This window comes from Methylobacterium frigidaeris (assembly GCF_022179185.1).
GTDB lineage: Bacteria > Pseudomonadota > Alphaproteobacteria > Rhizobiales > Beijerinckiaceae > Methylobacterium > Methylobacterium frigidaeris.
Genome location: NZ_BPQJ01000485.1, coordinates 1 through 210, shown reverse-complemented (window position 1 = coordinate 210; position 210 = coordinate 1). Strand labels below are relative to the sequence as shown.

The window sequence follows — 210 nt, the reverse complement described above, 5'->3', positions numbered from 1 at the left end:
ACTAAGGCGGCGAGTTCCGCGGTGCGGCGGCGCAGGTCGGCCTCGTCGAACACGCCTTCGGCCAGGCGCCGGAAGAACCGCGGCATGCCGTTCTCCGTCACCGCCCCGCGGGGCGACAGCAGGGCGGCGCCCGGCGCCACGATCCGGCCGAGCGGCAGGAGGTCGTGCTCGTTGCCGCCGGTCCCGTGCAGCAGCAGCAGCGGGGGCGCG

1 protein-coding gene is annotated in these 210 nt (G+C 76.7%); it reads right to left on the bottom strand.

Annotated elements, in window-relative coordinates:
• The coding region (locus MFF64_RS37710) for an alpha/beta hydrolase (RefSeq protein ID WP_369010739.1) at window positions 1-210 on the bottom strand (210 nt) is incomplete at both ends.